Here is a 25,188-nt window from a genome sequence, read left to right as displayed (position 1 = left end):
AGAGCTGTAATTTCACGGCTATCGGCAGGATGCATTGTTATATTAGCTGGCAGCAGGATTGGTGCGAATACCCCGGCGCCGGTCAAGGGTTTAACCGTTGGTTCACCAATCTCCTTCATGTTTCTTTGAACAAGTTTTGCCGCTGTGGAGCGCCTTGATGACTGCCATGAAATCGTCATTCCTGCTTGTCGCGCTTCTCGCCGTCCCGGCTTTTGTGCTGCCGGCCAAGGCCGGAGCCGGCATCGAAGTGACGATGAATCAGGCCAAGATCGTCAAACTGACACGCCCCGCCGACACCATAGTCGTCGGCAATCCGGCGATTGCCGACGCCTCCGTCCAGGATGCATCGACGATCGTACTGACCGGCAAGGGGTTCGGCGTCACCAATCTGGTTGTCCTCGACCACGATGGCAGCCCGATCGTCGACGAGCAGGTGACCGTGGTGCGCCAGGACGCGTCGTCCGTGCGTATCTACAGGCGCGCCTCGGTACAGACCATGTCCTGCACGCCCTATTGCGAAAGCTCGTACAAGAGCGACTCGGAAAAGTCGTCCGAAGCCGAGATGAGCGCTGGGCAGTAAGCGCCTCAGTTGGCTCGATTGTCTCGAGAAAGCCGCGTCGGTTAGCGGCCGGTTAATGTCGCCTGGTCGAATTTAACGGTCATTCAAACCGGAGCTAAATGGGTTCTTGATAGTGGTGCTGACGGTACCGCATCAGGATCGGCAGGAACGGGATATGGGCGACGTTTTGGACGAGGATTCAGAACGCGAGATCTGCAAGGCCAAGGCAGGGCGCGTGACGTTTGCCCGTCGTTTCCTGCGTGATCGGCGCGGCAGCACGGCGATAGAATTCGCGATGCTTGCGTTACCGTTTGCGGCTCTCGTCTTCGCCATCCTCGAGAGCTGCGTTTCATTTGCCGGACAGGAGGTGATGGCCAACATCACCGATGATATCGCCCGTCAGTTGCGTACTGGCCAGTTGAGGCAAGCCGATGTGACGGAAGAGAAGCTGAAGGGCTTGGTCTGCGCCAGACTCGAGATCATTGTCGCGAAGGGTTGCCCCGGTTTGCTGGTGGATCTGCGCCCGTTCAAGACCTTTGCCGGGGCAGCCAGTGCGGGTTTCACGATTTCCGGCTCGACCATCACGCTGACGGGCAAGGATCCGGATACAGGCAAGGACCCGGCTTTCGGGACCCCTACAATAGGTCCGGCAGAATCAAAGAACATGCTGCGGGTCTTTTACCCCTGGCCGGTCATGACCGATTTCATGGCTCAATACATGTCGAATATGGATGGCGGCAAGACTCTGCATTACGCGACGACAACGTGGCAAAACGAGCCATTCGACAACTGAGTTTGCACGTGTAAGCAAAAGGAAAAGTGCATGTTTCGTGCGGGGGCACATCCGGGGATGTCGGTTGTCTGGAAGAGAGCGGCGCGGTTTTTTTCCGATCGGCGCGGCATAGCGGCCGTCGAGTTTGCCCTCATCGTGCCTGTCTTGCTGATCATGTATTTCATTACCATGGAGGCCTCGCAAGCCATCGAGGCCAGCAAGAAGGTCAGCCGCATCAGCTCCATGGTTGCCGACCTCGTCACGCAGCAAACGTCGGTGGTCAACGCAGATCTCACCGACATCATGAAGATCGGCAACTCCAGCCTTCAGCCTTACAACCGCTCGGTCGCCAATATCTCCATTACGGCAATCGACATCAGAACCGACCCGAACAATCCGATACCGCAAGCAAAGGTGGCGTGGTCCTGGAGCGTGCTGGATGGGAAGACTGGCCGCGACTCCAACCCGACAACTTCCACCACCGTTCCGGCGACGCTCAATGTTGCGGGGACTTTCCTCATTCGTGTCAAAACCACTCTAGCATACCAACCGATCATCTCCTGGTCGGAAGGCTCCGAAAAGCCGCTCGGATTTATCTCGGCCTTCAACAAAGGCAAGATAACGATGAGCGAAACCTACTATCTCAGGCCGCGCCGGGCCACGTCGATCCCCTGCAGCGATTGCTGAAGCAGTTCTACCCATTCAACCCGGGTTCATTGCGCGCTGCTGTCGGTGCTGGCTGACACCAGGCGCACGATGGAAGCGGCCATCGCATAGTCACTCGCAGCGGCGAGCGTGAACCCTCCCGAATGTCTCGATTCCACGAAATCGTAGACTTCCGGCGACTGCGATCTGAGATTGGTGAGGAAGACGGTCAGTCGGCGTTTGGCTTCGGGGTCGAGATCGCTGCGTACGGCGTGAGGGCCGTATCTGAGCACGCCGGAAGTCCAGATGATCTGGAGCGCGGCTTCTGGAATCCCCGCCGCCTCCAGCCGCGCCGCCGTGCCGTCCGGATCAGCCGGCTGATCGCCAGCAATCGCCGTCCGGTTTTCCGCCGTGGCCCGCTCCCAGCCGAATACGGCATCGGCCTGGCCATCGGCCAGCATCGCTTCTGCGGCGGCAGCCGAGCCGGCATGAACGAGGAATGGCGCATTCTGGCTGATCTTGATGCCGTCGGCCGCCAGCCCGGCGAGCGGTAGAAGCGAACCGCCGACATTGCCGGACGGCGCCATGGCGATGCGGTGCGTTTCCAGGGCCGCGAGATCGGAAAGCCTGCCGTCGCGCGTCAAAAGCACGGAGCGGATGCCCGTGGCACCGTCGGCATCGACCGGCGCCACAAGAGGTTCGACGCAGCCGCAGCGCTCCGAGGCGGTGGCGTAGGCGGTCGCCGAATAGACCGCGTATTGAATCCGGCCATTGGCCTGCGCCTCTATCAGCGCCGCATAGTCATGCGCGACGACGAATTCCACCTTCATGCCGAGCGCCCTGCCGTAGGCGTCAGTCAGCATGGCCAGACCCGGAACCGTGTTGCCGGCGCCCGGCTCGGCAACGATGCCGATCCGAAACGCGCCGATCTGGTCGCGCCAGTCGGCGTGCGCGGCGAGCTGCGAGGCCAGCAGTGCTACGGTGGTCGCCAGTGCACTCCAACCGAGGTCAGCCCGTCTCATCGATCCATGCCCCGCACACCGTTCCTTGAAGCGCATTGCATGTCTCAAGGATGCGTACACCACGCCTGCCCGACTTCGCGACCATCGCGTCAGGCCGTTGCCGCCTGGTTTACGATTTGCCAATGCCGCGACGGGACCTTATGTCTGGTCAACCAGACTGGCAATGACGGCACCTATGTCACGCGCTTTCCTCTTCGTTCTCGATTCTTTCGGCATTGGCGGCGCCGCCGATGCCGAACGCTATGGCGACGCCGGCTCGAACACGTTCGGACATATCGCGCTGGCCTGCGCGGAAGCCCGCGCCGATCGCGAGGGCCTGCGCGAGGGACCGCTGAAGGTGCCCACCATGGTTTCGCTCGGTCTCGGCCGCGCAGCAGAAACCGCAACCGGCTTCCAATTCGACAGCAAAGCCGCCGTTTCAGCCTCCGCTTTCCACGGCGCCGCGCAGGAGATTTCGAGCGGCAAGGATACGCCGTCGGGTCACTGGGAAATCGCCGGGCTGCCCGTGCGGTTCGACTGGGGCTATTTCCCCGATAAGGTGCCCGCCTTCCCTGCCGAACTGACCGAAGCGATGATCCGCGAGGGTAAGGTGCCGGGCATTCTCGGCAACTGCCATGCGCCCGGCACGGAGATCATCGAGCGCTTCGGCGAGGAGCATATCCGCACCGGCCAGCCGATCTGCTACACCTCGGTCGATTTCGTCCTGCAGATAGCAGCGCACGAAGTTCATTTCGGCCTTGAGCGGCTCTACGAGTTCTGCAAGACGGTACGCCGGCTGGTCGATCCGCTGAAGATCGGACGGGTGATCGCACGGCCTTTCCTGGGCGAAACATCAGCCACCTTCGAGCGCACCTACAACCGCCATGACTACGCCGTGCCGCCGCCTGAGCCGACGCTGCTCGACCGCTTGACCGGGCGCGGCAGCCGGGTGATCGCGGTCGGCAAGATCGGCGACATCTTCGCCCACCGCGGTATCTCGGAAGTACGCAAGGCGCCCGGCAACATGGCAATGTTCGACAAGGCGCTGGGCGCGATGGACGATGCCGGCGACGGCGACCTGGTGTTCGCCAATTTCGTCGACTTCGACACCGAGTTCGGCCATCGCCGCGACGTCGCCGGCTATGCTGCGGCGCTCGAAGCCTTCGACCGCCGGCTGCCCGAGGCACTGGCAAAGCTGAAGCCGGGCGATCTGCTCATCCTCACCGCCGACCATGGCAACGATCCGACATGGCGTGGCACCGACCACACGCGCGAACGCGTCCCGGTCATCGGCACCGCACCGGGTCTCACGGGCGGCGACATCGGGCTCAGGACCACCTTCGCCGATATCGGCGAGACGGTCGCCGAACACCTCAAGCTGGCGCGCGGCCGCCACGGCGCTTCCTTCCATGCGGCGATAGGCGGCCATGCCTGAACTGCCCGAGGTCGAAACCGTCCGGCGCGGCCTGCAGCCGGTTCTGGAATGCGCGCGGATCGTGCGCGTCGAGGCGCGCCGGCCCGATCTCAGATTTCCGTTTCCGGCGAGATTTGCGCAGCGGCTGACCGGCAAGACCGTCATCGCGCTTGGCCGCCGCGCCAAATATCTCACCATACACCTGGACGATGGCCCGGTGCTGATCTGCCATCTCGGCATGTCGGGCTCGTTCCGCATCGAGGCCGCTGATGACAAAGAGACGCCCGGCACGTTCCATCAAGAGCGCTCGAAGAATGCCAAGCACGACCATGTGGTGTTCCATGTCGTGTCGCCTGTCGGCGTCCAGTCTCGCGTGGTCTTCAACGACCCGCGTCGCTTCGGCTTCATGCTGTTTGCGGAAGGCCTGGCCGACGCGCATCCGATGCTCGCGGGACTGGGCGTCGAGCCGACCGGCAATGCGCTGGAAGGCGCCCTGCTCGCCTCTCTGCTGAAGGGCCGCAGATCGCCGTTGAAGGCGGCGCTGCTCGACCAGAAGCTGATTGCCGGGCTCGGCAATATCTATGTGTCGGAAGCGCTGTGGCGCGCCGGCCTTTCGCCATTGCGCGAGGCAGGCACCATCGCCGGGACCAGCAAGAAGGCCAAGGAACAGAGCGAACGACTGGCCGAGGCAATCCGTTCGGTGATCGCCGATGCGATCGCCGCCGGCGGGTCTTCGCTGCGCGACTATGTGCACACAGACGGGTCGCTGGGCTATTTCCAGCATTCCTTCGCGGTCTACGATCGCGAAGGCGAGCCCTGTCCGACGCCCGGCTGTCGCGGCCACATCGAGCGCATCGTGCAAAGCGGCCGCTCGACCTTTTATTGCCGGACCTGCCAGCGGTAAGCTAGACGGTCCTTCAGTGCCGCAACCAGGAGGCCAGCCCATGAGCTATGAAACCATCATCGTCGAGACGCGCGGCAAGGTCGGCCTGATCACGTTGAACCGGCCTAAGGCGCTCAACGCGCTGAACGCGCAGGTGCTGGCGGATTTGCTGACGGCGGCAAAGGGGTTCGACGCCGATCCCGGCATCGGCGCCATGGTCATCACCGGTTCCGAGAAGGCTTTTGCGGCGGGCGCCGACATCAAGGAAATGCAGGCCGTCACCTACGCGGAGGCCTATGTGCAGGATTTCTTCGTCGGCTGGGAAGAGTTTACCCGTGCGCGCAAGCCGATGATCGCCGCTGTCGCGGGCTATGCGCTGGGCGGCGGCTGCGAACTGGCGATGATGTGCGATTTCATCATTGCCGCCGACACGGCCAAGTTCGGCCAACCCGAAATCACGCTTGGCGTCATTCCCGGCATGGGCGGCTCGCAACGGCTGACCCGCTTTGTCGGCAAGTCGAAGGCCATGGACATGTGCCTGACCGGTCGGATGATGGATGCCGCCGAAGCCGAGCGCAGCGGCCTGGCCTCGCGCGTCGTGCCGGCCGGCGAGTTGATCGAGGAGGCGATGAAGGCCGCGGCCAGGATATCAGAGTTTTCACTGCCATCGGTGATGATGGCCAAGGAGGCAGTCAACCGCGCCTACGAGACGACGCTGGCGGAGGGACTGCGCTTCGAACGCCGGCTGTTCCACTCGCTGTTTGCGCTCGACGACCAGAAGGAAGGGATGGCAGCCTTTGCCGAGAAGCGGAAGCCGAATTTCACCAATCGCTAGAGTGGCGGCGGCGAGGACCAAAAAGAAGCCAAAGCGGCGTTGACGCGCCGGAAAAGCTGAACTATAAGCCGCTCCAACCGAGGCGGCCGTTGGCTGCCCGTTTGTTTTTTGCGCCCTGCGGCATCCCGCATGCGCCCACCAGATCAGAAGAGAGGCATCATGGCCAATACCTCCTCGGCCAAAAAGGCAACGCGCAAGATCGCCCGCCGCGCAGCGATCAACAAGAACCGCCGCTCGCGCGTGCGTACATATGTCCGCCAGGTCGAAGAGGCACTGGCTGCCGGCGACAAGGCAGCCGCGCTGGAAGCCTTCAAGACCGCAGAGCCGGAATTGATGCGCGCCGCGACCAAGGGCGTGATCCATAAGAATACGGCATCGCGCAAGGTGTCGCGTCTGGCTCACCGCCTCAAGGTGCTGTCGGCCTGATTGACCGTTCCTGAACTGTCGTTCTTTCAAACCCGGCCAATCGTGCCGGGTTTTTTCGTTTGCCGGCAAGCACTTAAAAAGAACGGCCGCAAAGCACGCCCGAGCCGCATTCCAGAGTCTGGAATGCTTTGCCGGCACATACACTCCCACTGATATTCCAATCCGCCGAAACGGCCCACGCCAATAAATTTGGCTGTCACAAATTGCTGATATTTTTCAACGACTTGCTGGAAGTGATCCACAGCTTGTTCACATCGCCTGTGGGCGATAGGCAGCAAGTTGGTGTCAAGCGAATTATTTCAGAAAATTTCAAACCGCACAGCCATTTTCATATTCGCGGCAAAAGGGTTTGAATCCCAATGGCTTTGTCAAAATATGCGCTTCCAGCACGGAGCCCGAACCGTTGTTCACTAACCAGATTCCTTAAAAATCCGTTAGAGGTGGCCTTGCCCTATCCACAGCGATTTCGGTAATGTCGGTCTATCGAAAGGGACGGGCCATTAGCCCTTAACCCAGCCTGAATCGGCCAGCTAACAGTGGCAGAATTCATGACGTGGATCAATTCCGCGAACGGGTATGGCTTGCCTTTTCGATACGATAGGGGACTGGCGTAATTGTACATGGCAGCTTGATGGCGCACCGGCGTTTTCGCCGGGTAGCACCGCTTTGCCCGAACATGTCAGACGGACTGGCTTTAAGCAGCCGGGACCCATCCCATTCTGACGAGGCAACGTCATCCGCCGGCGGCGGCGGTGGTGTTGTAGCGAAGATACGGTCGCCGGAAACATGGGTGCAGGAGGCGCACTCCCGGCGGAAAAAAGGTACAAAGGAAAAGGGACGCACAATCATGCAGAGCGGCATCGAGCGGGAGCTTACGGGCGACCTGCCATTTCCCGGAACATTGGTCGGAGCGCACGATATGGCGGCTTCCAACGACGCGGAACAGAAGTTCGACCGGGTCAAGGCCCAATTGAAGGCGCGCCTGGGAACCGAGGTCTATTCGAGCTGGTTCGGCCGTATGAAGGTGGCTGAGGCTTCCCGGGGCATTGTACGCATCTCGGTGCCCACGGCCTTCCTGCGCTCGTGGATCAATGGCCATTATCTCGATCTCATCGCCGATCTGTGGAAGCACGAGGATCCCGAAATCCTCAAGATTGAGATGGTCGTGCGCACCGCGACCCGTCCGGCCCGCAATGGCGTCGAACCCGAGGTCGTGCCGGCGCGCAAGATGACCAAGCATACGCAGACCGCATTGGCGGCCGGCACGGTCGGCCCCGGCAGGATGGAGCGGGCGCCCGCCCCTCGTCCCGGCACGCCGATCGAGAGCGAATTCCGGCACAATGTGCTGGGGTCGCCGCTCGACCCGCGCTACACGTTCGGCTCCTTCATCGAAGGCCCGTCGAACCGGGTGGCTTTCGCCGCAGCCAAAGCCGTGGCGGAATCGCAGTCGAGCGCGGTGCGCTTCAACCCGCTGTTCCTTCATGCAACCGTCGGGCTCGGCAAGACGCACCTTTTGCAGGCGATTGCGGCCGAATCCCTGAAACAGAACCCGAAATCGCGCGTCGTCTATCTGACGGCCGAATATTTCATGTGGCGCTTCGCCACCGCGATCCGCGACAACAATGCGCTGACGCTGAAGGAACAGCTGCGCGACATCGACCTCTTGATCATCGACGACATGCAGTTCCTGCAGGGCAAGTCGATCCAGCACGAATTCTGCCATCTCATCAACATGCTGCTCGACAGCGCCAAGCAAGTGGTGGTTGCCGCCGACAGGCCGCCGTCGGAACTGGAATCGCTGGAACCGCGGGTGCGCTCGCGCCTCAATGGCGGTGTCGCGCTGGAAATGTCGGCGCCGGACTTCGCCATGCGCATCGGCATGCTCAAGCTGCGGCTTGCCACGGCCAAGGTCGACGATGCGTCGCTCAATATTTCGGAGGAGATCCTCAACCATGTCGCCCGTACCGTCACCGGCAGCGGGCGTGAGCTGGAAGGCGCGTTCAACCAACTGCTGTTTCGTCAGTCGTTCGAGCCGGCGATCACCATCGACCGCATCGACGAGATCCTGGGGCACATCTATCGCTCTGGCGAGCCGAAGCGGGTGCGCATCGAGGACATCCAGCGCATCGTGGCGCGCCACTACAATGTGTCGAAGACCGAGTTGCTGTCCAACCGGCGCACGCGCACCATCGTGAAGCCCAGGCAGGTCGCCATGTACCTGTCGAAGGTATTGACGCCGCGCTCGCTGCCGGAGATCGGCCGGCGGTTCGGCGGGCGCGACCACACCACGGTGCTGCATGCGGTGCGCAAGATCGAGGACCTTTCCGGCGTCGACAACACGCTGGCGCAGGAACTGGAACTGTTGCGCAGGCTGATCAACGACCAAGCCTGATCGGCGCGGCAAACGGAGCGCGCCGGGTTAGAGTATTCGGTCGTCGCGCTTTAAATTTTCTTGTTTTGATGCATGTCGTTGTCCCAAAACCGCTGCGCAGTTTTCGGCGCTATGCATCGGTTGCCGGCCAACGTCCGCTTTATCCCCAGAAAGCCCGCTTAACCGGCGCGAACCGGTGGCCCGGACTTGCGTTTGCTGGCTTTTTCCTGTCAGTTTGCATAGATTCTGAGCCTGTTCAGACCTTTCGCGGGGCGCCGCCCACTGGTGACCCGTCCATTCATTCAAGCGAGCCTGTTTCGTCATGCGTGTTATCCTGGAACGGTCCAATCTCCTGAAGTCGCTCAACCACGTTCATCGCGTGGTCGAGCGGCGCAATACCATACCGATCCTGTCGAACGTGCTGCTCAGCGCCGAGGGCGCCAGCCTTGAAATGAAAGCCACCGACCTCGACCTCGAAGTGACCGAAGCGACGCCGGCAAAGGTCGAGCGCGGCGGGGCGACGACGGTTCCGGCGCACCTCCTCTACGACATCGTGCGCAAGCTGGCCGACGGCGCCGAAGTGATGCTGAAGACCGATGAGGACGGCAACGCCATGACGGTGACGTCGGGCCGCTCGAGCTTTCGCCTGCAGTGCCTGCCGCAGTCCGATTTCCCGGAGCTTTCGGCGGGGTCCTTCTCACACATCTTCCGGCTCGATTCCGTCGCCCTGAGAGGCCTGATCGAAAAGACCCAGTTCGCCATCTCCACCGAAGAGACGCGCTACTATCTCAACGGCATCTACCTGCACACGCATGAAACTGGCGGCAAGCTGAAGCTGCGTTCGGTGGCGACCGACGGTCACCGCCTGGCGCGCGCCGAGATCGACGCTCCGGCCGGGTCCGAAGGCATGCCGGGCATCATCATTCCGCGCAAGACGGTCAGCGAATTGCAGAAGCTGGTCGACGATCCCGATGTCGCGGTGACCACCGAATTGTCCGACACCAAGATCCGCTTCACCATCGGCAGCGTGGTTCTGACCTCGAAGCTGATCGACGGCACTTTCCCGGACTACCAGCGCGTCATTCCGACCGGCAACGACAAGAAGCTGATCATCGACCGCCAGAGCTTCGCCGCCGCCGTCGATCGCGTCTCGACCATTTCCTCCGAGCGCGGCCGCGCGGTGAAGCTTTCGATCACCGAAGGCCAGGTGACGCTTGCCGTCAACAATCCGGATTCGGGCAGCGCCACCGAGGAACTGGCGGCCGACTATTCGTCCGACCCGATCGAGATTGGCTTCAACGCCAAATATCTGCTCGACGTCGCTGCTCAACTCACCGGCACGGAAGCCAAGTTCATGCTGGCCGATGCCGGCTCGCCGACGCTGATCCACGACATGGCCGATGAGACCGCGCTCTACGTGCTGATGCCGATGCGGGTGTAGCCGCACTGCGGCACACTGCAGCATAGTGATTGCGGCGACTTCTATAGGCGGATAGCGGTTGCCGGAACAAAATCACATAAGTAAGCTCACACTTACGAATTTCCGCAATTATGCGGCGTTGTCGATCGGCTTTTCACCCGGCGCGGTGGTGTTTTCCGGCGACAATGGCGCCGGCAAGACCAATCTCCTGGAAGCCATCTCGCTGCTGACGCCTGGCCGCGGCCTGCGCCGGGCGCCCTATGTCGACGTGGCCCGCGAAGGCGGCGATGGCGGCTTTGCGCTGCACGCAAGGCTCGACGGGCCGGAGGGGCAGGTCGAGATCGGCACCGGCATCACCGGGGGTGAAGCGGCCGGCGAGGGCGGTCGCAAGGTGCGCATCAATGGCGCGCCGGCACGGTCGGCCGACGCCATGCTGGAATGGCTGCGCGTGGTCTGGCTGACGCCGGCCATGGACGGCCTGTTCCCGGGGCCTGCCGCGGACCGGCGGCGCTTTGTCGACAGGCTGGTGCTTGCGATCGATCCCGGCCACGGCCAGCGCGCGCTCGACTATGAGAAGGCGATGCGCGGACGTAACCGATTGCTTACGGAAGGTTCGCGAGACGGCGCATGGTTCGACGCCATCGAGATGCAAATGGTCGAAACCGGCGTGGCGATTGCCGCGGCGCGCGCCGAGCTGGTGCGCCTGCTGGCCGCCATGATCGACAGGTTGCCGTCCAGCGGGCCGTTTCCGCAAGCCGACATCAGCCTCTTCGGCGACCTTGAAAGCCATGTCGCCTCAGCACCCGCTGTGGATGTCGAGCAACGCTATCGCGACGCCCTTGCCGACGGCCGCGAGCGCGACCGCGCCGCCGGACGCACGCTCGACGGCCCGCACCGTTCGGATCTACTGGTGCGCCACCGCCCCAAGGCGATGCCGGCCGAACTCTGCTCGACCGGAGAGCAGAAGGCGCTGCTGGTCGGCATCGTGTTGTCGCACGCAAGGCTGACCGGCGAGATGTCGGCGATGACGCCGATCCTGTTGCTCGACGAGATTGCCGCGCATCTCGATGCCGGCCGGCGCGCCGCGCTGTTCTCGATCCTGGAGGAGCTGAACTGCCAGGCCTTCATGACCGGAACCGACGCCGCGCTGTTTTCCAGCCTGAGGGGACGCGCGCAGTTCCTCACCGTCGACCACGGCACGGTTGGGCCAACCGAAGAGACCTGACAAGGTTTTTGCTCCGCTATATGGTCGGGCAATGACCCCTGCCGCCCTCACCGACGAAGAACTCGAACGCTATGCCCGCCACATCGTGCTGCCCGAGATCGGCGGCGCCGGCCAGCAGCGGCTGAAGCGCGCACGGGTGCTGGTGATCGGCGCCGGCGGCCTCGGCGCACCGGTGCTGGAATATCTCGCTGCCGCGGGCGTCGGCACACTTGGCATCGTTGATGACGACATTGTCTCGCTGTCCAATCTGCAGCGGCAAGTGATCCACGCCACCGATACGGTCGGAACGGCGAAGACCGAGAGCGCCAAAGCAGCGATCGCCCGGATCAATCCCCATGTCGCGGTGGAATTGCACGATTTCAGGCTGACGGCCGACAATGCTGCCGTTCTCGTCGCGCGCTACGACGTGGTCGTCGACGGCTCCGACAATTTCGAGACGCGCTATGTGGTGGCGGATGCCTGCGCGGCGGAAAAGCGGCCGCTCGTGCATGCCGCCGTCGGCCGCTTCGACGGCTCGGTTACGGTGTTGATGCCGTTCGGCACCGGCACCGACGGCAGACCGAACCCTGGATATCGCGACCTCTTTCCCGAAGCGCCGCCAGAGGGGCTGGTGCCATCCTGCGCGGTGGCCGGGGTCGTCGGTGCGCTGACCGGCGTCGTCGGCACGCTGCAGGCGATGGAAACGATCAAGCTGATCACCGGCATCGGCGAACCGCTGGTCGGCCGGCTGCTGCTCTACGATGCGCTGTCGGCGCGCTTCGACACGATCCGCTACAAGAGAAGCTGACCGCATGGATCAGCCTGCCAGTGTTTTGGTCACGCAGCTCGCCCCCGGCTTCGACCGCTGGGACGAACTGCTCAGCCTGATCATGCGCGCCTTTGCACCGATGGACGGCGTCATCGACCCGCCCTCCTCGGCACATCTGCTGAACGCCGGAAACCTCAGGGACAAGGCTGGCCGCGAGACCGTGTTGCTGGCCCTGCAGGATGACAGGATCGCCGGCTGCGTTTTCGCGCTGGAGAGAGCCGATGATTTCTACATCGGCAAGCTCGCCGTCGAACCTGAGCTTCAAGGGCAAGGCATCGGCAGGCGGCTGATGCAGGCTGTCGAATTTCTCGCCCGCAGCCGGAACAAACCGGCCATCGAACTGCAGACGCGAATCGAACTGACCGTAAATCATGCAACCTTTGCCGGTCTCGGCTTTCGCGAGACTGAACGCACCGCGCATGACGGCTATGACCGGCCGACCTCGATCACCATGCGCAAGGAGTTCGCGTGAGCCTCGCCCTCAGCGCACAGGAGCAGACAATCGCCTCCGGCCATGACGGGGCGGCGATGGCGATGCGCATCGTTGCCGAAAGCGCTGCGCTGCTCGGCGCGCCGCGACTGATCCCGATCGCCTCGACGCATATAGACGGCGCGCTCTATCACGGCGATTCCGGCACGCTGTTTGCCGAAAGGCTGGTCGATGGCGGCGCCAGGGTCGCGGTGCGCTCGACGCTCAATGTCGGCGCGCTCGATCTGATGGGCTGCTCGCGCGTGCGCCTCGAAGAGCCGGCGCGCGGCATGGCGCGACGAATGATGGAGGCCTACCGCAAACTTGGCTGCGAGCAGAGCTGGACCTGCGCGCCCTATCAAGCCGGCCACAGGCCAGCGCTTGGCAGCGATGTCGCCTGGGGCGAATCCAACGCGGTGGTGTTCTGCAATTCGGTGCTGGGGGCACGCACCAACCGCTATGGCGACTTCCTCGACATCGCCTGCGCCATATCGGGGCGCGCGCCGGATTACGGCCTGCATCGCCCCGAGAACCGGCAGGCACGGCTGGTGTTCGATGTGTCCGGCCTCTCCGCCTCGTTCCTTGGCTCCGAGATCGCCTGGCCGGTGCTAGGCAGCCTCTACGGCCGCGAGGTCGGCAACGCGGTCGGCGTCGTCACCGGCACATCCAGCCATCCCGGCGAGGACGCGCTGAAAGCCTTCGGCGCCGCGGCGGCATCGTCGGGCGCCGTCGGCCTGTTCCATATCGCCGGGGTAACGCCAGAAGCGCCCGACGCCGAGACCATCCTGGTGGGCGGCAGGCCGGAAACGATGATCCGCGTAACGCCGGAGATGGCCATGAAGGCCCGCGCCGGCCTGTCCACCGCAGCCACGCAGACCGCCATCGATGCCGTGGCGATCGGCAGTCCGCATCTGTCTTTGGCCGAATTCGATGCACTTGAGCGGCTGATTGGCGGGCGGCGGCTCAGCGTGCCGATTTACGCCTGCACCGGCCGCCACGTGCTCACCAGGCTGGAGCAGAACGGCAAGCGCAAGATGCTCGAAGCCAGCGGCGTCATCATCGTCGCCGACACCTGCGTGGTGGTGACGCCGATCCTGCCGAATCTGGCCGGCGGCGTGCTGATGACCAATTCGGGAAAATTCGCGCACTACGCGCCGGGCAATACCGGTTACGCCGTGCTTTACGGCTCGCTGGCCGACTGCGTGGAAAGCGCGGTTGCCGGTAAGCCCAGGTTTACGGATATCGCCGCATGAGCGCCGTCGCTGAAATCCTGGTGCCGGGCAGCGGAGGCGAAGGGCTGGCCTTGGTGCTGACGGCGCCGATCAGCTTCTGGGGCGGCGTCGATCCGAAGAGCGGCCGCATCGCCGATGTCCGTCACCCGCAGCATGGCGAGACCATTTCCGGGCGTGTGCTGTTCCTGCCCGGCACGATCGGCTCGTCCTCAGCGTCAGCCGTGCTGATGGAACTCGTCCACAATGGCCATGCGCCGACGGCACTCGTGCTGCACGAGCCGGACGCGATCCTGCTGCTTGGCTTGATTGTGGCCAGGGAAATGGGCTGGCCGACGCCGGTAGCGCTCAGGCTCAGGCGCGACGCTTTTGAGGCCTATCGCGGCAAGCGTGTGAGTGTCGCGGCGGATGGCGCCCTCACAACCGCATCCTGAACGCGGCCCGCTTCAAGTCCGTAGCGGCAGCACGCGGTCCGGCGGCCGGTGGCCGTCGAAGAAGGCGCGGATGTTGATGATCACCTTCTCGCCCATGTCGATGCGGCCCTCGATCGTCGCAGAACCCATATGCGGCAAAAGCACGACTTTGTTCTTGGCGGCAAGCTTCAGCAGTTTCGAGTTCAGCGCCGGTTCGTGCTCGTAGACGTCGAGGCCGGCGCCGGCGATCTTGCCGTCCTGGATCAGCTTGACCAGCGCTTCCTCGTCGATGATGTCGCCGCGCGCGGTGTTGACCACATAGGCGGTGGGCTGAAGCAGAGCTAGGCGCCGCGCCGAAAGCAGATGAAAGGTCGCCGGCGTCGACGGGCAGTTGATCGAGATGATGTCCATGCGGGCAAGCATCTGGTCGAGGCTTTCCCAATAGGTCGCCTCCAGCCCTTCCTCGACCGCCGGCAGCACGCGATGGCGGTTATGGTAGTGGATCGACAGGCCGAAAGCCTTGGCGCGCCTCGCAACCGCAGTGCCGATGCGGCCCATGCCGACGATACCGAGGCGCTTGCCCCAGATGCGCCGGCCGAGCATCCAGGTCGGCGACCAACCGGCCCATTTCTTGTCGCTGGTGAGCACATTGGCGCCTTCGGCCAGCCGCCGCGGCCCGGCCAGCATCAGCGCCATGGTCATGTCGGCCGTATCTTCGGTCAGCACGTTCGGCGTGTTGGTGACGGTAATGCCTTTCTTGGCCGCCGCCGCCACATCGATCTTGTCGACGCCATTGCCGAAATTGGCGATCAGCTTGAGATTGTCGCCGGCCTGGGCAATCAGCGCCGCATCGATCTGGTCGGTGATGGTCGGCACCAGCACATCGGCTTCCTTGATCGCCGCGACCAGCTCCGGCTGCGTCATCGGGCGGTCCTCGACATTCAGCCTGGCGTCGAAGAGTTCGCGCATGCGGGTCTCGACCGGATCGGGCAGCTTGCGCGTGATGACGACGAGAGGCCGTTTTTTGCCTGCCATTGTTTCCTCGAACCCGATCTCGTTGAGACCTCTTTAACCAAGACAGGCGAAACTGAATACCGGTCGCGGTGCCTGCCACTCCTGTAACAAGCGGTGCCGCCGAAGACAAAGAAAAAGGGGCGCCCGGGCCAAAGGGCACGCGCCGAAAGGAATGAAAGTGTCTGGTTTCGCGTCGCTTCGCCTGATCCTCAGCGCAGCGCTTCTCGGCGCTCTCCTGCATTTCCCGCAAGCCGCGGCGCAAGGTGCCGCCGCACCTGTGCAGACGGTCACGCTCGGGCCGAGCGGCCTGCCGCTGCCGCGTTTCGTCAGCCTGAAATCGGCTCGCGTCAACTCGCGCGTTGGGCCCGGCGCCAACTATTCCGTCGACTGGATGTACACAAAGGCCGGCCTGCCTATGGAGATCATCCAGGAATTCGATACCTGGCGGCGCGTGCGCGATGCCGATGGCTCGGAGGGTTGGATCAACCAGTCGCTGCTGTCGGGCCGCCGGACCGCGATCGTCGCCCCCTGGCAGCGCACCAAGGGGGGCCGAATCAATCTGCTCGACGATGCCGACAAGGACGCCAGCGTCATCGCCATCATCGAGCCGGGCGTTACGGGCACGATCAAAACCTGCGATGGCCAGTGGTGCGAAATGACCTTCGACGGCCACACCGGCTGGATCGCCCAGTCGCAGGTGTGGGGCGCCTATCCCGGCGAGCACGTCAAGAATTGAGATTGCTGGAGGCCTAACGGCCGATACGGCCGAGATGGGTGTCCCGAAAACCGGCCGACAGTTTGAGACCGTAGCCGAGCGCGCGGTCGACGGCGATGTGGATGATCCAGATCAGACCAATCGCGGTCGCCGTCGAATTGGCCAGAACATATCCGGCGAGCGCCAGCAACAGCGGGACGATCAATATGTGCAAGGCATTGTAAGCGACAGCGCCGATCCGTGCCCCGGCGAGATAGCCCAGCATCGACAGGTCTGGCGCCAGGATAAGCAGGGCGAACAGCCACCAGGAAACGCCTGACGCGGCATAGGCGACTATAGCCACGACCGCGACCGCAACCCATTCGAGCCGGATTGCAAAATCGACAGGTTTCACGGGTTGGGGCTTAAACGCTGCGTTTCGGGCGCAGCCTCACCACGATGTCGACATTGGCGATCTCCATACCTGCGGGTGGCTCCGGCAGGTTGGAGACGGTCACCGGACCGCTTTCTATATCGAAGATCCTGTTTTCGCCTTCGATGTAAAAATGATGGTGATCGGAGGTGTTGGTGTCGAAATAGGTCTTGGACCCCTCGACCGCCAGGATGCGCAGCAGGCCGGCCTGGGTGAACTGGTGAAGCGCGTTGTAGACGGTGGCGAGCGAGACCGGCACGCCGGCGGCGACCGCCTCTTCATGCAGTTCCTCGGCCGAAAGGTGGCGGTCGCCCTTGGCAAACAGCAGATCGGCCAGCGCAATGCGTTGGCGTGTCGGCCTAAGGCCGGCTTCGCGAACCCGCTTGTCCACAGCGACATTTTCCTTCCGGCCGCCCAGATCCATCTATCCGTCCAAGCCCACAGTTCTGCCTCAAGACACGCCCAGAGTGGCGAAAAAACGTCATCGGCCGAAACTGGACACCTCCCGACATATATTCTGTTGGCCGAATACGATCAATAGAGCGACGTGCGGCCAGTTGGACGCACCAAATGCGCTCTATCACTTTTGGCATAGCATCGTGCTTTCTGGAAATCGGAATCGATTTCCAGGCCGATGCGAGAGCGCGCATTGACCCGGGCAGACGGGCGGGTTAAGCGCAAACGCCGGTTTCCGGCCCGAAAGGGATTGTGATAGGAAACCAACGACAAGGGCGCCCCACCGCCCGGGACGATTATGGGGACGAGACATATGGCGGGTAAATCCAGCTACGGTTATGAGGAATTGCTCGCCTGCGCCCGCGGCGAGCTGTTCGGGCCCGGCAACGCCCAGCTGCCCTATCCGCCGATGCTGATGTTCGACCGCATCACCGAGATCAGCGAGACCGGCGGCGCCCACGACAAGGGCTTCATCCGTGCCGAATTCGACATCAAGCCGGACCTGTGGTTCTTCGCCTGCCATTTCATCGGCAATCCGATCATGCCGGGGTGCCTGGGTCTTGACGCCATGTGGCAATTGACGGGTTTTTACCTCGGCTGGCTCGGCGAACCGGGCAAGGGCATGGCGCTGTCGACCGGCGAGGTCAAGTTCAAGGGCATGGTGACGCCTTCGGTCAAGAAGGTGGAATACGGCATCGATTTCAAGCGCGTCATGCGTGGACGCCTGGTGCTCGGTATCGCCGATGGCTGGCTTAAGGCCGACGGCGAACCCATATACGCTGCGACAGACCTCAAGGTGGGGCTGTCCAAGCAATCGGCCGCCTGACCGGCGCCACTGCAGCGGCGCGTTCTTCCGAGACGCAACGCCGCTGCGGCATTTTGATTTTGCGTATGATCGCCGGCGAAAACCGACTAGGGTTTCGGGATCATCCGCTGGAAGGAGTTGCGAATGAGAAGGGTCGTCGTCACAGGCCTCGGCATCGTATCGTCGATCGGCAACAACGCCAACGAGGTGCAATCCTCGCTCCATGATGCCAAATCAGGTATCAGCTTCTCCGATTCCTTCGCCGAACACGGCTTCCGCTGCCAGGTCTGGGGTGCGCCGACGCTCGACCCGACCCCTATGATCGACCGGCGTGCCATGCGCTTCCTGAGCCAGGGCGCGGCCTGGAACCATGTCGCGATGGACCAGGCGATCGCCGACGCCGGGCTTGGCGAAAGCGACATCACCAATGAGCGCACCGGCATCGTCATGGGCTCGGGCGGCCCCTCGACCCGCACCATCGTCGAGGCGGCCGAGACCACGCTCAAGAACAACAGCCCCAAGCGCATCGGTCCGTTCGCGGTGCCGAAGGCGATGTCGTCGACCGCATCTGCGACGCTCGCCACCTGGTTCAAGATCCACGGCGTCAACTATTCGATCTCGTCGGCCTGCTCGACCTCGGCGCATTGCATCGGCAACGCCTACGAACTGATCCAGTGGGGCAAGCAGGATGTGATGTTTGCCGGCGGCCATGAAGACCTCGACTGGACGATGTCGGACCTGTTCGATGCCATGGGCGCGATGTCGTCGAAGTATAACGATCGTGCGCCGACAGCTTCCCGCGCGTATGACGCCAATCGCGATGGCTTCGTCATCGCGGGCGGCGCGGGCGTCCTCATCCTGGAGGAGCTCGAACACGCCAAGGCGCGCGGCGCCAAGATCTACGCTGAGATCGTCGGCTATGGCGCAACGTCGGACGGTTACGACATGGTGGCGCCGTCGGGCGAAGGCGCGGTGCGCTGCATGCGCCAGGCTCTGGCGACGGTGTCCACGCCGGTCGACTACATCAACACCCACGGCACCTCGACGCCGGTCGGCGATTCCCGGGAAATGGGCGCCATCCGAGAGGTGTTCGGCGACACGATGCCGTTCATCACCTCGACCAAGTCGCTGACCGGCCATTCGCTGGGTGCCGCCGGCGTACAGGAATTGATCTACTCGATCCTGATGATGCAAGGCGGCTTCATCGGCGAGAGCGCCCATATCGAAAACCTCGATCCCGAATTCGAGGGCATGCCGATCGTGCGCAAGCGCATCGACGACGCCAGGATCGACACGGTTTTGTCCAACTCGTTCGGCTTCGGTGGCACCAACGCAACGCTGATTTTCCAGCGCTATTCCGCATAAGGCCAGCGTTTTTTTTGTAGGGGGATTGCCGGCCATGGACGGACTGATGAAGGGCAAGCGCGGGCTTGTCATGGGCGTCGCCAACGATCATTCGATCGCCTGGGGCATCGCCAGGAAATTGTCCGAACACGGAGCGGAGCTTGCCTTCACCTATCAGGGCGACGCATTCGGGCGCCGCGTCAAGCCGCTTGCCGAGAAGCTTGGCGCGTCTCTGGTGGTGCCCTGTGACGTCGAGGACAGCGCATCGGTCGCCGCCACCTTCGAGACGCTCGGCAAGGAATGGGGCGGGCTCGACTTCGTCGTCCACGCCATCGGCTTTTCCGACAAGAACGAGCTCAAAGGGCTCTACGCCGACACCAGCCGCGACAATTTCGTCCGCACCATGGTCATCTCCTGCTACTCCTTCACCGAGGTCGCCCGCCATGCCGCCCCGCTGATGAGCGAAGGCGGCGCGATGATCACGCTGACCTATGCCGGCTCTGTCCGCGTCATGCCGAACTACAACGTCATGGGCGTCGCCAAGGCCGGGCTGGAAGCCAGCGTGCGCTATCTCGCCAACGATTATGGCCCGCGCGGCATCCGGGTGAACGGCATATCGGCGGGACCGGTGCGTACTTTGGCCGGCGCCGGAATCTCGGACGCCCGCCACATGTACTCCTACCAGCAGCGCAACTCGCCGCTGCGCCGCACGGTGACCATCGACGAGGTCGGCGGCTCGGCGCTCTATCTTTTGTCCGACCTCTCGTCAGGCGTCACCGGCGAAATCCATTATGTGGATTCCGGCTATCACATCGTGTCGATGCCAACCCTGGATGAGTTGAAGCAGACCGACAGCGTACGCGATTAACTCACCAGTAAAATTAGATGCATCGGCGGAAACTCATTTTAAGGAGATATCCGCTAGAAGTCCTATGGGCTTGGGCTCTGCGCGTTCTTGCTGGGCGCAAAGGATGCTTTAGCCTTTATGAATTTGCGCTTGATATTTCCCGAAGTCGAGTTGATTTCGGGATCATGCGACAGGGACTGAGCAATGCCTGCTGTCAGCAACCCGAAGCGAACACCTGTGTTCCGGCTGCTCACCGTCGCCAGTTCGGGCCTTGGCAGTTTCATCCTTGGGCTTTGGGGCCTCCGGCATGGTTTCGGGGACGGCTTTGCCGGCATGCAGGCGGAAACCATGATCGGCATCGCGTCGGCGCTATGCGCGCTGGCCGCCGCCGGTGCTGCCTTGTCCTTCTTCGCCGGCGTCGATGAATTGGTGGACTACGTTTTCAACGAAACCCATTTCGACAAGCTGACCGGGCTTTTTGCGCGGCCGGCGATGGTCGGCAGGATTGCCGACGCGGCGTCCGCGACGATCAGGACCGGTGAGCCGGTGTTCCTCATCGACATCGACATCGACCGCTTCAAGCAGATCAACGACGCCATCGGCTACAGCCATGGCGACGAACTGATCCGCGGCTTCACCAAGCGGTTGAAGGCCTGCATGCCCGAAGGCGCGGTCATGGGGCGCATCGGCGCCGGCGAGTTCGCTATCCTTGTCTGGGAACACCAACTCCAAAGGTCCATGGAAAGCACCGTCGAAACCATGATCGAGGAGATGCTGAAGCCGTACCAGCTCGATTCCCACCTGCAGTCGGTCGGCCTGTCGGTCGGCATCGTGGCGATGCCAAAGGATGGCGTCGATCCGGTCCTCATCCTGCGCCGCTCCAACCTGGCGCTGCAGAATGCCCGCGCCGGCGGCGTGGGCAACTGGTCGGTCTTCCATTCCGACATGGGCCAGGTCGCCGACTACCGCCACTGGATCGAATCCGAACTGCACATCGCCTTCGACCGTGGCGATTTCGACCTTCATTACCAGCCGCAGCTCGACCTGCCGACCGGCCGTGTCGTCGGCTACGAGGCGCTGATCCGCTGGAAGCACCCGGAACGCGGCATGATCCCGCCGATGGAATTCATTCCTATCGCCGAAGAGACCGGCATGATCCACCCGATCGGCAATTGGGTGCTGAACAAGGCCTGCAGCGATGCCCGTCATTTGCCCGAGGACTGCTTCGTTGCCGTCAACATCTCGCCGGTCCAGTTCAGGACCAAGGATTTCGTCGGTATCGTGCGCGACACGATGGCCAGCACCGGCATCAAGCCGTCGCGGCTGGAGCTCGAAGTGACCGAGACGGCGATGATGCAGGACCGCGACCGCGCCGCCATCATCCTGCAGCAGCTTGCCGACATGGGCATTTCGGTGGCCGTCGACGATTTCGGCACCGGCTATTCCAATCTCAGCTACCTGATCGACTTCGCCTTCGGCAAGCTGAAGATCGACCGCTCGTTCGTCAGCCGCATCGACACCGATTCCAATTCGGGCGCAGTCGTCTCTACCATCGTCGGCCTGTCGCGGGCGCTCGGCGTCGGCATCATCGCCGAAGGCGTCGAGACCGAGAACCAGGCGACGCTTTTGCGAGCAGCTGGTTGCGAGATGGTGCAAGGCTATCTGTTCGGCAGGCCGGCGCCGCTCAAGATCAAGCCTGGCGATATCAGACCGACCATTCCCGTCCACGAGCCGGCGCGCATCGTCAGCATGCATTGAGGCGACCGGCACCGTCCTATCGGCGCGCGGAGAAAACCTTGAACATGCCGTCGCGGGCGAGCTCGGCATGGCTGGAGAAGACGGCCTTCAGAACCGGTTCGTAAGGCAGCTGACGGTTCGCCACCATGAACAGCCGCCCGCCCGGCTTCAGCGCCTTGCCCGCCGCCTGGATCATGCCGGCGCCGATTTCCGGCTCGGCCGCCCGGCTGCGATGGAAGGGCGGGTTCATGACGATGGCATCATAGCGCCGCTCGACCGGCTCGCTCAGCAGATCGGTCCAAAAGAAGCCGGGCTCGAAGCCTGTCTGGCCGATATTGCCCTTGGCCGCCTCAAGCGCGTCGAAATCCGCTTCGTAAAGGTCGAGCCCCGTTATACCGGATGAACGTGCCGCGACCTCGGCGGCGACATAACCCCAGCCGGCGCAGAAATCCGCAATGTTGCCGCGCAGGTCTTTGGGCAGGTTGTCGACCAGAAGTTTCGAGCCGGCGTCGATCCGGTCGAAGGAGAACATGCCGGGCGCGGTGCGGAAGCGGTCCTCTACGACCAAGGCGGGATTGGCGACGCGCAGTTTTTCCGCAGGCGCCAGATCGACCGGACGGCGAAGCCAGAAGGCGATGCCGTGATATTTCGGCAGATGCCCTTCGATCGGAACAAGCTCGTCGATGCGCTTGCGCAGGCTGGCGATGCCTTCGTCCTTGCCGCCGGCGACAATGATCAGACCGCCCGGCGTGACGCGTTCGATCGCCTCGGCAATACGCATCTCGTTTAGCCCACGATGGCGGCCGGCAAGCACGAGCGCTGCATCGAATGCATCGCCTTCCGCGCGCGGCGTTACCTTGTGGCCGGCACGCTCCAGCGCTCGGAGATACGGCCGGAAACCCTGTGCAAGATGGAGCTCTGCCTCGAAGCCTTCCGGCAAGCGGAAGCCGGGCTCCGCACCCAGGAACAACACACGCTCGCCCTTTTGCGGCAGAGGGAGCCCCTCGGCCTCGAAGGGATGGAACAGTGTCTTCAGCGGCTCAGCGGCCATTCTTCGATTCTCATGTCGTAGACGGGTCTTAAACGAAAACGGGCGCGACATAAGCCGCGCCCGTTCAACTCTATTGTCAGACCACTCAGGCGGCGTTTTCTTCGCCTTCGGCCTTCTTGTCGCGGGCGATTTCCTTGCCGGTGGCCTGGTCGACGACCTTCATCGACAGGCGGACCTTGCCGCGCTCGTCGAAGCCCATCAGCTTGACCCAGACCTTGTCGCCTTCCTTGACGACGTCCGAGGTCTTGGCGACCCGGTCGTTGGCAAGCTGCGAGATGTGGACGAGGCCGTCACGCGGACCGAAGAAGTTGACGAAAGCGCCGAAGTCGGCGGTCTTGACGACCGTGCCTTCGTAGATTTCGCCGACTTCCGGCTCGGCGACGATGGTATGGATCCACTTCTTGGCCGCCTCGATCTCCTTGGCGTTCGACGAAGCGATCTTGACCGTGCCGTCGTCCTCGATGTTGATCTTGGCGCCGGTCTTCTCGACGATCTCGCGGATAACCTTGCCGCCGGAGCCGATCACGTCGCGGATCTTGTCGGTCGGGATGTGCATGACCTCGATGCGCGGTGCGAACTCACCGAGTTCGGGGCGGGCGCCGGTCAGAGCATGCGCCATCTCGCTGAGGATATGCTGGCGGCCATCCTTGGCCTGGTCCAGCGCGATCTTCATGATCTCCTCGGTGATGCCCTCGATCTTGATGTCCATCTGCAGCGAGGTGATGCCGCCTTCGGTACCGGCGACCTTGAAGTCCATGTCGCCGAGGTGATCTTCGTCACCCAGGATGTCGGACAGAACCGCGAAGCGCTCGCCTTCCTTGATCAGGCCCATCGCGATACCAGCAACCGGCTTGGCCAGCGGAACGCCGGCATCCATCAGCGCCAGCGATGTGCCGCAGACGGTGGCCATCGACGACGAACCGTTGGACTCGGTGATCTCCGAGACGACGCGCAGCGTGTAGGGGAACTGGTCCGCGCTCGGCAGCATCGGACGGATGGCGCGCCAGGCGAGCTTGCCGTGGCCGATTTCGCGGCGGCCCGGCGAACCCATGCGGCCGGTCTCGCCGACGGAGTAGGGAGGGAAGTTGTAGTGAAGGAGGAACTTCTCCTTGTACATGCCGGTCAGCGAATCGACATACTGCTCGTCCTCGCCGGTGCCCAGCGTGGCAACGACCAGCGCCTGGGTCTCGCCGCGGGTGAACAGCGCCGAACCGTGCGTGCGCGGCAGGACGCCGACTTCCGAGACGATCTTGCGGACAGTCTTGAGGTCACGGCCATCGATGCGCGAACCGGTGTCGAGAATGTTCCAGCGCACGACCTTGGCCTGGAGTTCCTTGAACACCGAACCGATCTGCTCGGAGGTGTACTTGGCGTCTTCGCCTTCGGCCGGAGCGAACGCTGCCTTGACCTTCGCCTTGACGGCGTCGACGGCGGCGTAACGCTTCTGCTTATCGACGTTCTTGTAGGCATTGCTGAGCTCGTCGCCGACGATCTTCAGCATTTCGGCTTCAAGCGCGGAGTAGTCCGGCGCTGTGAAATCGCGCGGCTCCTTGGCGGCAACTTCGGCCAGCTTGATGATGGCGTCGATCACCGGCTGGAAGCCCCTGTGGCCGAACATGACGGCGCCGAGCATCAGCTCTTCGCCGAGTTCCTTGGCTTCGGACTCGACCATCAGCACGGCGTCGGCGGTGCCGGCGACAATGAGGTCGAGCCTGGATTCCTGCATCTCGTCGACATGCGGGTTGAGCACGTATTCGCCGTTGATGTAGCCGACGCGAGCGCCGCCGATCGGGCCCATGAAGGGAACGCCCGACAGCGTCAAAGCGGCCGAGGTGGCGACGATCGACAGGATATCGGGATCGTTCTCGAGGTCATGCTGGACGACGGTGACGACGATCTGGGTGTCGTTCTTGTAGCCGTCGGCGAAGAGCGGGCGGATCGGGCGGTCGATCAGGCGGGAAACCAGCGTTTCCTTTTCGCTCGGACGTCCCTCGCGCTTGAAGTAGCCGCCCGGGATCTTGCCGGCGGCGTAGGTCTTTTCCTGGTAGTTGACGGTCAGCGGGAAGAAATCGAGGCCTGGCTTCGGCTCCTTCATCGAAACGACGGTGGCGAGAACCTTGGTTTCGCCATAGGTCGCAAGCACCGCGCCGTCAGCCTGACGTGCGATCTTGCCGGTTTCCAGGATGAGCGGACGGCCGCCCCATTCGATTTCCACTTTGTGGTAGTTGAACATATCTTGTCCTTAATAAGCGGAAAGGGCCGCGCCGTTTCACGGTGCGCGGATGCCCTTTCCCTGGCTTCCTTTCTCGGGCAGCCACGGGCAAGACAACGGGAAGC

26 protein-coding genes are annotated in these 25,188 nt (G+C 62.9%); 19 read left to right on the top strand and 7 right to left on the bottom strand.

Going from position 1 to position 25,188, the window contains the following annotated elements; all coding sequences use genetic code 11:
* Positions 1-157: 157 nt before the first annotated feature.
* From ACYG9V_RS08340 to ACYG9V_RS08330, 3 genes are all read left to right on the top strand, one after another.
* Positions 158-580, top strand: a complete 423-nt coding sequence (locus ACYG9V_RS08340; protein ID WP_023681988.1) for a pilus assembly protein N-terminal domain-containing protein — start codon at positions 158-160, stop codon at positions 578-580.
* Between the two features lie 154 nt (positions 581-734).
* A complete protein-coding gene (locus tag ACYG9V_RS08335) occupies positions 735-1,352 on the top strand; it encodes a TadE/TadG family type IV pilus assembly protein (RefSeq protein ID WP_050587055.1) in 618 nt (205 codons plus the stop codon).
* 30 nt (positions 1,353-1,382) lie between these two features.
* Positions 1,383-2,018: a TadE/TadG family type IV pilus assembly protein gene (locus tag ACYG9V_RS08330; protein ID WP_023699476.1), complete on the top strand. Its 636-nt coding sequence runs from the start codon at positions 1,383-1,385 to the stop codon at positions 2,016-2,018.
* Between the two features lie 26 nt (positions 2,019-2,044).
* On the opposite strand, the gene ACYG9V_RS08325 is transcribed toward ACYG9V_RS08330, so the two are convergent.
* Positions 2,045-2,998: a PhnD/SsuA/transferrin family substrate-binding protein gene (locus ACYG9V_RS08325; RefSeq protein WP_352670043.1), complete on the bottom strand. Its 954-nt coding sequence runs from the start codon at positions 2,996-2,998 to the stop codon at positions 2,045-2,047.
* A 175-nt stretch (positions 2,999-3,173) separates the two neighbouring features.
* On the opposite strand from ACYG9V_RS08325, the gene ACYG9V_RS08320 reads away from it, so the two are divergent.
* The 4 genes from ACYG9V_RS08320 to rpsT all read left to right on the top strand — a co-directional run bounded on the left by ACYG9V_RS08320 (position 3,174) and on the right by rpsT (position 6,535).
* Positions 3,174-4,412, top strand: coding sequence for a phosphopentomutase (locus tag ACYG9V_RS08320; RefSeq protein WP_460221933.1), 1,239 nt, complete (start codon positions 3,174-3,176; stop codon positions 4,410-4,412).
* Positions 4,405-5,295, top strand: a complete 891-nt coding sequence (mutM, locus tag ACYG9V_RS08315; RefSeq protein WP_352670040.1) for a bifunctional DNA-formamidopyrimidine glycosylase/DNA-(apurinic or apyrimidinic site) lyase — start codon at positions 4,405-4,407, stop codon at positions 5,293-5,295. The genes ACYG9V_RS08320 and mutM overlap by 8 nt, the downstream gene beginning before the upstream one ends.
* Before the next feature lie 40 nt (positions 5,296-5,335).
* On the top strand, positions 5,336-6,109 hold the full coding sequence (locus ACYG9V_RS08310) for an enoyl-CoA hydratase (protein ID WP_023681994.1): 774 nt from the start codon (positions 5,336-5,338) through the stop codon (positions 6,107-6,109).
* A gap of 159 nt (positions 6,110-6,268) precedes the next feature.
* Positions 6,269-6,535 (top strand): 30S ribosomal protein S20, encoded by a 267-nt coding sequence (gene rpsT, locus ACYG9V_RS08305; RefSeq protein ID WP_023681995.1) that lies wholly within the window; start codon positions 6,269-6,271, stop codon positions 6,533-6,535.
* 26 nt (positions 6,536-6,561) lie between these two features.
* Here rpsT and ACYG9V_RS08300 read toward each other — a convergent pair whose 3' ends face one another.
* Positions 6,562-6,777, bottom strand: a complete 216-nt coding sequence (locus tag ACYG9V_RS08300; RefSeq protein ID WP_155923752.1) for a hypothetical protein — start codon at positions 6,775-6,777, stop codon at positions 6,562-6,564.
* A 605-nt stretch (positions 6,778-7,382) separates the two neighbouring features.
* Between ACYG9V_RS08300 and dnaA the strand changes: the two genes are divergently transcribed.
* The 7 genes from dnaA to ACYG9V_RS08265 all read left to right on the top strand — a co-directional run bounded on the left by dnaA (position 7,383) and on the right by ACYG9V_RS08265 (position 14,491).
* Positions 7,383-8,927: a chromosomal replication initiator protein DnaA gene (gene dnaA / locus ACYG9V_RS08295; RefSeq protein WP_031204276.1), complete on the top strand. Its 1,545-nt coding sequence runs from the start codon at positions 7,383-7,385 to the stop codon at positions 8,925-8,927.
* 301 nt (positions 8,928-9,228) lie between these two features.
* Positions 9,229-10,347, top strand: coding sequence for a DNA polymerase III subunit beta (dnaN, locus tag ACYG9V_RS08290; protein WP_023669575.1), 1,119 nt, complete (start codon positions 9,229-9,231; stop codon positions 10,345-10,347).
* Positions 10,348-10,405: 58 nt separating this feature from the next.
* The gene (gene recF / locus ACYG9V_RS08285; protein ID WP_023806292.1) at positions 10,406-11,551 is read left to right on the top strand and encodes a DNA replication/repair protein RecF; all 1,146 of its coding nucleotides are present in this window, start codon (positions 10,406-10,408) and stop codon (positions 11,549-11,551) included.
* A 31-nt stretch (positions 11,552-11,582) separates the two neighbouring features.
* Entirely contained in the window at positions 11,583-12,338 is a 756-nt protein-coding gene (locus tag ACYG9V_RS08280; RefSeq protein WP_023703473.1) for a molybdopterin-synthase adenylyltransferase MoeB, read from the top strand.
* A gap of 4 nt (positions 12,339-12,342) precedes the next feature.
* Positions 12,343-12,831 (top strand): GNAT family N-acetyltransferase, encoded by a 489-nt coding sequence (locus ACYG9V_RS08275; protein ID WP_352623919.1) that lies wholly within the window; start codon positions 12,343-12,345, stop codon positions 12,829-12,831.
* A complete protein-coding gene (locus ACYG9V_RS08270) occupies positions 12,828-14,081 on the top strand; it encodes an aconitase X catalytic domain-containing protein (RefSeq protein WP_352763830.1) in 1,254 nt (417 codons plus the stop codon). The genes ACYG9V_RS08275 and ACYG9V_RS08270 overlap by 4 nt, the downstream gene beginning before the upstream one ends.
* Positions 14,078-14,491 (top strand): aconitase X swivel domain-containing protein, encoded by a 414-nt coding sequence (locus tag ACYG9V_RS08265; RefSeq protein WP_023834323.1) that lies wholly within the window; start codon positions 14,078-14,080, stop codon positions 14,489-14,491. Before ACYG9V_RS08270 ends, ACYG9V_RS08265 begins: the two co-directional genes overlap by 4 nt.
* A gap of 12 nt (positions 14,492-14,503) precedes the next feature.
* Here ACYG9V_RS08265 and ACYG9V_RS08260 read toward each other — a convergent pair whose 3' ends face one another.
* Positions 14,504-15,505 carry a 2-hydroxyacid dehydrogenase gene (locus ACYG9V_RS08260; protein ID WP_023703476.1) on the bottom strand — a complete coding sequence of 334 codons (1,002 nt, stop codon included), beginning with the start codon at positions 15,503-15,505 and terminating at the stop codon, positions 14,504-14,506.
* Between the two features lie 157 nt (positions 15,506-15,662).
* Here ACYG9V_RS08260 and ACYG9V_RS08255 point away from each other — a divergent pair, with 157 nt between their 5' ends.
* Positions 15,663-16,220 (top strand): SH3 domain-containing protein, encoded by a 558-nt coding sequence (locus ACYG9V_RS08255; protein WP_023703477.1) that lies wholly within the window; start codon positions 15,663-15,665, stop codon positions 16,218-16,220.
* Between the two features lie 13 nt (positions 16,221-16,233).
* On the opposite strand, the gene ACYG9V_RS08250 is transcribed toward ACYG9V_RS08255, so the two are convergent.
* Both ACYG9V_RS08250 and irrA read right to left on the bottom strand, forming a co-directional pair.
* Entirely contained in the window at positions 16,234-16,593 is a 360-nt protein-coding gene (locus ACYG9V_RS08250; protein WP_023703478.1) for a DUF4260 domain-containing protein, read from the bottom strand.
* A 10-nt stretch (positions 16,594-16,603) separates the two neighbouring features.
* Positions 16,604-17,035 carry an iron response transcriptional regulator IrrA gene (irrA, locus tag ACYG9V_RS08245; RefSeq protein WP_031193300.1) on the bottom strand — a complete coding sequence of 144 codons (432 nt, stop codon included), beginning with the start codon at positions 17,033-17,035 and terminating at the stop codon, positions 16,604-16,606.
* A 345-nt stretch (positions 17,036-17,380) separates the two neighbouring features.
* On the opposite strand from irrA, the gene fabA reads away from it, so the two are divergent.
* From fabA to ACYG9V_RS08225, 4 genes are all read left to right on the top strand, one after another.
* A complete protein-coding gene (gene fabA / locus ACYG9V_RS08240) occupies positions 17,381-17,893 on the top strand; it encodes a 3-hydroxyacyl-[acyl-carrier-protein] dehydratase FabA (RefSeq protein WP_023696727.1) in 513 nt (170 codons plus the stop codon).
* A gap of 123 nt (positions 17,894-18,016) precedes the next feature.
* Positions 18,017-19,237: a beta-ketoacyl-ACP synthase I gene (fabB, locus tag ACYG9V_RS08235; protein ID WP_460221932.1), complete on the top strand. Its 1,221-nt coding sequence runs from the start codon at positions 18,017-18,019 to the stop codon at positions 19,235-19,237.
* Positions 19,238-19,271: 34 nt separating this feature from the next.
* Positions 19,272-20,084, top strand: coding sequence for an enoyl-ACP reductase FabI (fabI, locus tag ACYG9V_RS08230; RefSeq protein ID WP_023669564.1), 813 nt, complete (start codon positions 19,272-19,274; stop codon positions 20,082-20,084).
* Between the two features lie 183 nt (positions 20,085-20,267).
* Positions 20,268-21,821 (top strand): putative bifunctional diguanylate cyclase/phosphodiesterase, encoded by a 1,554-nt coding sequence (locus ACYG9V_RS08225; protein ID WP_460221931.1) that lies wholly within the window; start codon positions 20,268-20,270, stop codon positions 21,819-21,821.
* Between the two features lie 16 nt (positions 21,822-21,837).
* Here ACYG9V_RS08225 and ACYG9V_RS08220 read toward each other — a convergent pair whose 3' ends face one another.
* Together ACYG9V_RS08220 and pnp are read right to left on the bottom strand one after the other, a co-directional pair.
* Entirely contained in the window at positions 21,838-22,851 is a 1,014-nt protein-coding gene (locus ACYG9V_RS08220; RefSeq protein WP_023708182.1) for a class I SAM-dependent methyltransferase, read from the bottom strand.
* A gap of 85 nt (positions 22,852-22,936) precedes the next feature.
* Positions 22,937-25,084: a polyribonucleotide nucleotidyltransferase gene (gene pnp, locus ACYG9V_RS08215; RefSeq protein WP_023682005.1), complete on the bottom strand. Its 2,148-nt coding sequence runs from the start codon at positions 25,082-25,084 to the stop codon at positions 22,937-22,939.
* Between the last annotated feature and the right edge of the window lie 104 nt (positions 25,085-25,188).

It is taken from the genome of Mesorhizobium sp. W016 (assembly GCF_054719485.1).
This window is presented reverse-complemented; position numbering and strand designations above follow the sequence as displayed.